The sequence below is a fragment of the uncultured Chryseobacterium sp. genome, assembly GCF_913776365.1.
GTDB lineage: Bacteria > Bacteroidota > Bacteroidia > Flavobacteriales > Weeksellaceae > Chryseobacterium.
On the sequence record NZ_CAJYMO010000096.1, the window covers coordinates 1 to 7309 of the forward strand.

Sequence of the window (7309 nt, forward strand, 5' to 3'; positions counted from 1 at the left end):
TTAATAGTTTATTATTTGAAGGCCCTGAAAGTTGAACAAATTTTCAGGGTTTTTTTGTATCCTGCGCCTTCTGTTTTATGATGGCCGTTTCTATTTCGTGACCTGCCATTTCCTGATGGAAATAAAAAGCGGATTCCCTGATTTAAGCTTTATATTTTATGCAAAATGTAAAAGCGATTTGTAAATTTGCACAAAATTAAAAAAGAAGGCGGATATGCACAAGTTAGCTCTTTTCAGATTGCACCTGATCGTATTTTTATGGGGATTTACTGCCATTCTGGGAAAGCTCATTCAGGCCAATGCGCAGATTCTGGTTTTTTACAGGATGCTTTTCGCTGCATTTTTCCTGTACATCTATATCCGGGTATTCAGGAAAGAAAGCATCAAGGTTTCAAAAAAGATTTTTCTGCAGCTGGCGGCCATCGGTTTTGCCATGGCCCTACACTGGTACTGCTTTTTCCATTCTATTAAAGTATCCAACGTATCAATCGCACTGAGCTGCCTTTCTTTATCCACCTTATTTGCTTCTGTGATGGAGCCGGTCATCTTTAAGCGGAAGATCGATGTTTCTGAAGTTGTTATGGGAGTGGTGATTGTTGCCTGTATCCTTCTGATCTTCAAGACGGAATTCAGGTTCAAGGAAGGAATATTATATGGGGTGCTCTGTGCAATATTCGGAACTGTATTTTCAGTTTTCAACGGAAAAATGTTTGGCAGGACAAGTTCCGGCAATATTATCTTTTACGAGATTTTCAGCGGATGGTTTATGCTGATGGTTATTTATGTGTTTTCGGGACAAATTTTTCAGATGAATGAAATAAGTTACCGTGATCTCGCGTTAATAGGCTTACTGGCAAGTGTCTTTACGGCATTTCCGATGCTGGAATCGGTCAACCTGATGAAATACATTTCGCCTTTCACATTAATTTTAACAGTTAATTTAGAACCGGTTTACGGAATTATACTAGCTTTTTTTATCTTTGGGGAATCAGAACACATGAGCCCGGTTTTTTATCTGGCATCAGGTGTTATGATACTGGCAATCATTGTCAACGGATTTATAAAAGCTAAGAAACAAAAAACTTTACTTTAAGCATCGATCTATATGATGAAAAAATACCTTTTAGCCGCATGTTCCCTGGCGTTCGGGATCTCGCAGTCCCAGATCATCAGAAAATATTCCAATGAATTCCTGAATATAGGAGCCGGTGCGCGGGGACTGGCCATGGGCGGGGCTGTCATATCCAACCAGGATGATGTGTATTCGCCGATGTGGAACCCGGCAGGCCTTATGGGGGTGGAAAGAGACTGGCAGGGAGCCGCCATGCATGCCGAGTATTTTGAGTCTATTGCGAAATACGATTACCTGGCCTATGCAAAAGTGCTGGAAACCGGGGTTTTCGGAGTTTCCGTAGTAAGATTGGGAGTAGATAACATCCTTAATACGACCCAGCTTATTGATACGGAAGGCAATATTGATTATGATAAGATCACTAAGTTTTCCCAGTCCGATTATGCTGCTATTCTTTCCTATGCATTCAACCCTGGCGGGAATCCTAATCTGGATGTCGGGATCAACGCGAAGATTGTCTACCGGAATGTCGGTAAATTCGCCAACGGCTATGGTTTCGGTTTCGATATCGGTGCCATTTATAAACTGGACAACGGATTTAAAATCGGAGGGATGCTGAGGGATGCCACAACCACCGTGAATTTCTGGAGCGTTAATCAGAAAGAGCTTTCTACCGTTGTCAACGGAGAAGAATTCAACCCTGCTCCAAAAGACAAGATGGAATTAACCATGCCGAAGCTGAATGCAGGCGTAAGCAAGGTATTTGACATTAACAGCAGTATCTATGTTCTGCCGGAAGCCGGGATCAATGTGGATTTTGCCAGGACTGCTGCACTTCTGTCCACGGATTTTGCCAGCATCACACCGTATGCCGGTGCTGAACTGGGATATCAAAAAATGATCTTTGTCCGTTTGGGGGTCAACAGGTTCCAGTCGATCACCGATATTGAAGATCTGAGGAGAAAGGTTTCATTCCAGCCGAGTGCCGGGATCGGAATCAAGTACAGAGGCCTTACCCTGGATTATGCCATTACCAATTCCGGAATCGGCGGATCCAATTTTTATTCCAACTTCTTTTCTCTGAAGCTGGACATCGGACAATTCAGAAACGATTAAAATATACGATCTGTATGAAAAAGTTTTCACTTGCAATATTTACCGCCTTTTCAATGGCTGCTTTCGGACAGAAAGTTTCAGATTATCAATACATTTCCCTTCCGGATACCTTTACTACTTTCAAAGGAGAAAGCTACGGACTGAAAGAACTGCTGACCAAGACGCTGACGGGTAAAAACTATACCGTAATTCCTGCTGACAAACTTCAGTGGCCTGCTGAAGCAAAGGATAATCCCTGCAATGTACTGATGGGAGATATTATCAATGACAGCGGTTTTCTCAGGAATAAAGTTGTTTTTCAGTTTAAGGACTGCAATGACAAGGTGATTTCATCCGTTAAAGGCGCTTCCAATATTAAAGACTATAAAGAAGGCTATCAGGATGCATTGAAGCAGACCTATGCTTCCATTTCTCCGGCAAGTCCGGTGCCACAGGCAAGAATACAGCTACAAACGGTTCAGCAGACCCAGGCTGTAGCCAGTCAGCCGGTGGCCGTCAATTCTTCAGAAGCCGGTACTTCCGCAATAAGGTATAGTAATGGAAAAGCCGATTTCCAGAAAGTACAGGTGGATGACAGCCAGTTTATCCTGGTAGGCTCCAACAGTTCCTCGCCCTATGCTACTTTCAAGGCAACTACCAAGAAGGATGTGTTCCGGGTAAAGCTGCAGAACGGAGACACGACGCTGGGATATTATGAAAACGGAAATATCATTATTGAAATTCCCCTGGGGAACGGAAATTATGGGAAGGAAGTCTTCTCTGCAAAGTAACATAAAAAATAAATCGATTGTTTTTCTTCCGGATAGTGCCGGAGACAGGATCTTATCTTCATAACCATGAAAAAAATCTACATTTCTCTGTTGGCATCGGCATCATTTTGCTGTCATGCACAAAATACCCTGAATGCACAGCTTCAAGAAATAAATTACGGGGCATCAAGTACGCCCTCCAAGCTGACCAGGTTTAATAACAAAATTATTTTTACGGCCAACCGAAACAATACTGAAGGAACAGAACCATGGGTTTACGATCCCGCTACTCAGAAATCGACTCTTCTGAAAGATATCTTCCCCGGGTTCGACGGCGGTATCGGTCCGCTGCCTTCTTTCAGAAACGTTAACAATAAAATTTATTTTCTCGCCAGGCAAAATTATTCAAGTCTTCAGATATGGCAGACGGACGGCACACCTGCCGGAACGGTAAAGGCAAAAGATCTTCCCGTGAACTATGTTAATGAGCTGGTGGTATCGGGTAATAAACTGTACTTTTACCAGAATCAGGAACTGTGGACTTTTGATACCGTAACCCATGACCTCATCCTGCTGAAAACATTTTTCTATTCCGGAAATGTTAAGCTGTACGCTTTCAACAATCAGATTTTTCTGGCGGCCAATGATGGGGTCTCGGGAAAAGAAATCTGGAAAACAGACGGTACCGTAGCAGGAACGGAGATGCTGAAAGATATTTCGACAGACGGCGGCAGCATTTCCAATGATTTTAAAATATTGACCTTAAATAACGGGAAATTTTATTTTATGGCCAATACCGCTACCGGATTCCATCTGTATGCAAGTGACGGTACAGCGGCCGGAACGGTACCAATAAAGCCGATGCCGTCTATAGGAGAGCTGGACGGTGCATCCAATGGTGATTATTTTGTTTTTACGGGCTATGATGACAATGGCGGTTATGAACCCTGGGTATCAGACGGCACAACGGCCGGGACAAAGATCCTGAAGGATATTTATCCCGGGATCGGCAGCTCAAATCCCGTAAGCAATGTGAAATACATTACATTTAAAAATGCCATTTACTTTGATGCCATTTCGAGCGGTACCCCTGTCTACGGCAACTACATCTGGAAAACGGACGGGACGGAAAACGGGACTGAACTGTTTACCACACCCAACAACAACATCCTTCACAGCGCTACTTCAGACGGCCAGTATTTGATCCTGAACAAAACCAACTATTATCAAACAAACCGTTTCTGGATTGCCAACGGAAATCCGGCACAGACTTTTGAGCTTACAGGAGTGAATGTATCTTCCTCTGACAGCTTTGTCGATATGAACTCTAAAATTTACCTGGCCGGCAGCACGCCGAAGCACGGCAGGGAACTGTTTTCTGTAGCACCTGCATCGCAGCAGGTTGCTTTGGAATCCGATATCAGCAAATCTGAAAGCAGTGCTCCCCATTCGTATGCTGTGCTGAATGATGATCTGGTGTTCATTGCTTCAGACATGGAATTCAACAATCAGATTTATAAAAGAAATAAAAATACGCAGCAGGTTTCCAGGGTAACTTCGTTTCCCGAAGCTCTTTCTCCCAATTTTGAAGATTTCTTTTTCAAAGTCGGAAACTGGCTGTACACCGTGAACAACACGGCCAACCAGACCAATATGATCTGCAGAACGGATGGTACCGCTGCCAATTCATTCATTATTCAGGGTATTGGTTCTACTTCCAATACGTCCTCCTTTATCAATCTCAATGATATGTCTTTGCTGTTTACCGACATAACCGGTGCAGGAACCCAGCTTTGGAAAATTAATAACAATTCCGATAGTAAGACGTTGGTAAAGAGTATTGATCAGGGCAACGTGGCAGGCATGTCTGGCGCCGATAACAAATCAACTGTTGTTAACGGTCTCGCTTACTTTGCAGCCCGGGAAAACGGCAAGCTGGCCATCTGGAAATCTGACGGTACTGGAGCCAATACCACCAAGGCCATTCAGATGAATTTTCAGAACGGAGCCGATGGAAACATTAAGGTAGTAGGGAATTTTAACAACAGGCTGCTGTATTCCACCACCAAAGAAGGATACTCCAATACAGGCAATACTGAGCTCTTTGTCTCCGACGGGGATGCTGCGTCTTCCGTTTTGCTGAAATCCCACAGTGACCAGTATGCTTCATCCAACATCAACAGGGAAACTGAAACGGTAAACGGCAAATTCATTTATTCCGTTTCAGGATATCCGGGAGGCCTGTATTCCACAGACGGAACCGCTGCAGGAACACAACAGTTGTCCCAAGCCAGCTTCTCCGGTGAAGAGAAATTCAAAAAATGCGGCCACCTGCTGTTTTATGCCCATACCAACGGCACCCAGCTCTGGAGGACTGATGGCAGCAGTACCGGAACATTCAGCCTGGCATCTAGTCTGGATGGGGTAAAAGACATGACCTGTGTGAATAATTACCTGTATTTCCTTAACGGAAATTCCGGAAAAGTATGGAAAACCAATGGAAATACCGGAAATATGAATGCTTTGAACATTTTTGTCACCAATGACGATAACCAGCTGCAGCCCAATGAAAATATCCTGAAAATGGATACGGATCATGAAAAGCTCTTCCTTACCATCGCTACAAAGGAACATGGGAGCGAGTTGTACATCACTACAGATACGCTCCCGGTGTATCTGGCCGCAGATGAGCTCTTTGAAGGTGAAAAACCCGGGGATACGGGCATCCGGGTATTTCCGAATCCGGTAACCGGTCATTTTTCTTTTAAGCTGGAAGATCAGGAGAACGCAGAAGACGCAAGGCTTTTCGATACCTCCGGAAAGCTGGTAAAAATCCTGGAATATAAAAATTCAGGATCTGATATCTCAGATGTGCCTACCGGTATATACTTCCTGAAAGTGAAGACCCGGAAAAGAGAATATATCCGTAAAATAATTAAAAAATAAACAGACAAAGCCCTCACTTCGAGGGCTTTGTCTGTTTATTTATACGTTCTCATGCTGTAGGAATCTGTGTTCCGGCCACCGGCCGGAACACAGATTCAGAATAAACTTACGGTTGATTGAAAAATTCGTACACCATTTTTGCTTTGCTTTTCCCCAGAATCTCTTCCAGGGTTTCCAGGCTGGATTCTTTCACCCGTTTAACCGATTTCAATTTGGAAAGCAGCATTTCAATGGTCTTTTCTCCGACACCGGGAATGCCTTCCAGCTCAGATTTGATGGTGGAGTTGGTCCTCCGCGTCCTGTGGTGCCGTACACCGAAACGGTGGGCTTCATCCCGCACCCGCTGAAGGATCTTCAGGGTTTCGGATTTCTTATCGAGGTATAACGGGATCGGGTCTTCAGGGAAGAAAATCTCTTCAAGCCTTTTGGCAATGCCCACAATGGTGATCTTTCCGTACAGCCCCAGCAGCCGGAGGCTTTTAACAGCTGAGGAAAGCTGGCCTTTTCCACCGTCTATCAGGATCAGTTGCGGCAGGTCTTCCCCTTCGTCCAGCATTCTTTTATACCGGCGGTAAATCACCTCTTCCATAGTGGCAAAGTCATTCGGGCCTTCTACGGTTTTGGGATGGAAAATCCTGTAATCTGCCTTGCTTGCTTTTCCGTCCTTGAATACCACACAGGCTGATACCGGATTGGTTCCTTGGATATTGGAATTATCAAATCCTTCAATGTGCCTCGGTTCTACGGGCATCCGCAACAACTTCTGCATTTCTGACATAATCCTGTTGGTATGGCGTTCCGGATCTATGATCTGCACCTGTTTCAGCTTTTCCAGACGGTATTCTTTGGCATTCTTTTCAGAAAGCTCCACGATCCTTTTTTTGTCACCTACTTTAGGGACAATCAGTTTAACATTCGGAATTTCAATATTCAGATGAAAAGGAAGCAGTACTTCCTTGGAATGGGAATCAAATTTCTGTCGGATCTCGATCAGGGCTTCTTCCAGGATTTCTTCGTCCGTTTCTTCCAGGATTTTTTTGATCTCCGTGGTGAAGCTCTGGATGATGTTTCCGTTTCTGATTTTGAAGAAATTGACATAAGCTGCCGTTTCATCACTCGTCATCCCGAAAACATCCACATCGTCGATGTTCGGGTTCACCACTGTATTTTTTGCCTGGTAATCTTCCAGTACATCCAGTCTCTCCTTTATGATCTGGGCATCTTCAAACTGCAGATTGGAAGCGTATTTTACCATTCTGTCCGTCAGGTATTCCTTTGCTTTCCGGAAATCCCCTTTGATCATTCCGCGGATGGCATCTATTTTCTCATCATATTCCTGCTTGCTTTCCAATCCTTCGCACGGTCCGCTGCAGTTTTTGATATGGAATTCCAGGCAGACTTTATATTTGCTTTCCTCGATTTTATG

At 44.1% G+C, this 7309-nt stretch carries 5 protein-coding genes; 4 read left to right on the forward strand and 1 reads right to left on the reverse strand.

The window, feature by feature from the left end:
* The first annotated feature begins 214 nt into the window (after window positions 1-214).
* The 4 genes from QZ735_RS04845 (at window position 215) to QZ735_RS04860 (ending at window position 5883) form a co-directional block, all read left to right on the forward strand.
* Window positions 215-1093, forward strand: a complete 879-nt coding sequence (locus tag QZ735_RS04845) for an EamA family transporter (protein ID WP_294244962.1) — start codon at window positions 215-217, stop codon at window positions 1091-1093.
* Between the two features lie 12 nt (window positions 1094-1105).
* A complete protein-coding gene (locus QZ735_RS04850; protein ID WP_294244964.1) occupies window positions 1106-2188 on the forward strand; it encodes a PorV/PorQ family protein in 1083 nt (360 codons plus the stop codon).
* A gap of 14 nt (window positions 2189-2202) precedes the next feature.
* Window positions 2203-2958, forward strand: a complete 756-nt coding sequence (locus QZ735_RS04855) for a hypothetical protein (protein ID WP_294244967.1) — start codon at window positions 2203-2205, stop codon at window positions 2956-2958.
* Between the two features lie 66 nt (window positions 2959-3024).
* Window positions 3025-5883 carry a T9SS type A sorting domain-containing protein gene (locus QZ735_RS04860; RefSeq protein WP_294244970.1) on the forward strand — a complete coding sequence of 953 codons (2859 nt, stop codon included), beginning with the start codon at window positions 3025-3027 and terminating at the stop codon, window positions 5881-5883.
* Between the two features lie 106 nt (window positions 5884-5989).
* On the opposite strand, the gene uvrC is transcribed toward QZ735_RS04860, so the two are convergent.
* Window positions 5990-7309: excinuclease ABC subunit UvrC (gene uvrC / locus QZ735_RS04865; RefSeq protein WP_294244972.1), on the reverse strand; the 1320-nt coding region annotated here is incomplete at its 5' end.

Bases quoted from the DNA above. Each gene is read 5' to 3' on its own strand.
- QZ735_RS04845 (WP_294244962.1), top strand. From the start codon at position 215: ATGCACAAGTTAGCTCTTTTCAGATTGCACCTGATCGTATTTTTATGG.
- QZ735_RS04850 (WP_294244964.1), top strand. From the start codon at position 1,106: ATGATGAAAAAATACCTTTTAGCCGCATGTTCCCTGGCGTTCGGGATC.
- QZ735_RS04855 (WP_294244967.1), top strand. From the start codon at position 2,203: ATGAAAAAGTTTTCACTTGCAATATTTACCGCCTTTTCAATGGCTGCT.
- QZ735_RS04860 (WP_294244970.1), top strand. From the start codon at position 3,025: ATGAAAAAAATCTACATTTCTCTGTTGGCATCGGCATCATTTTGCTGT.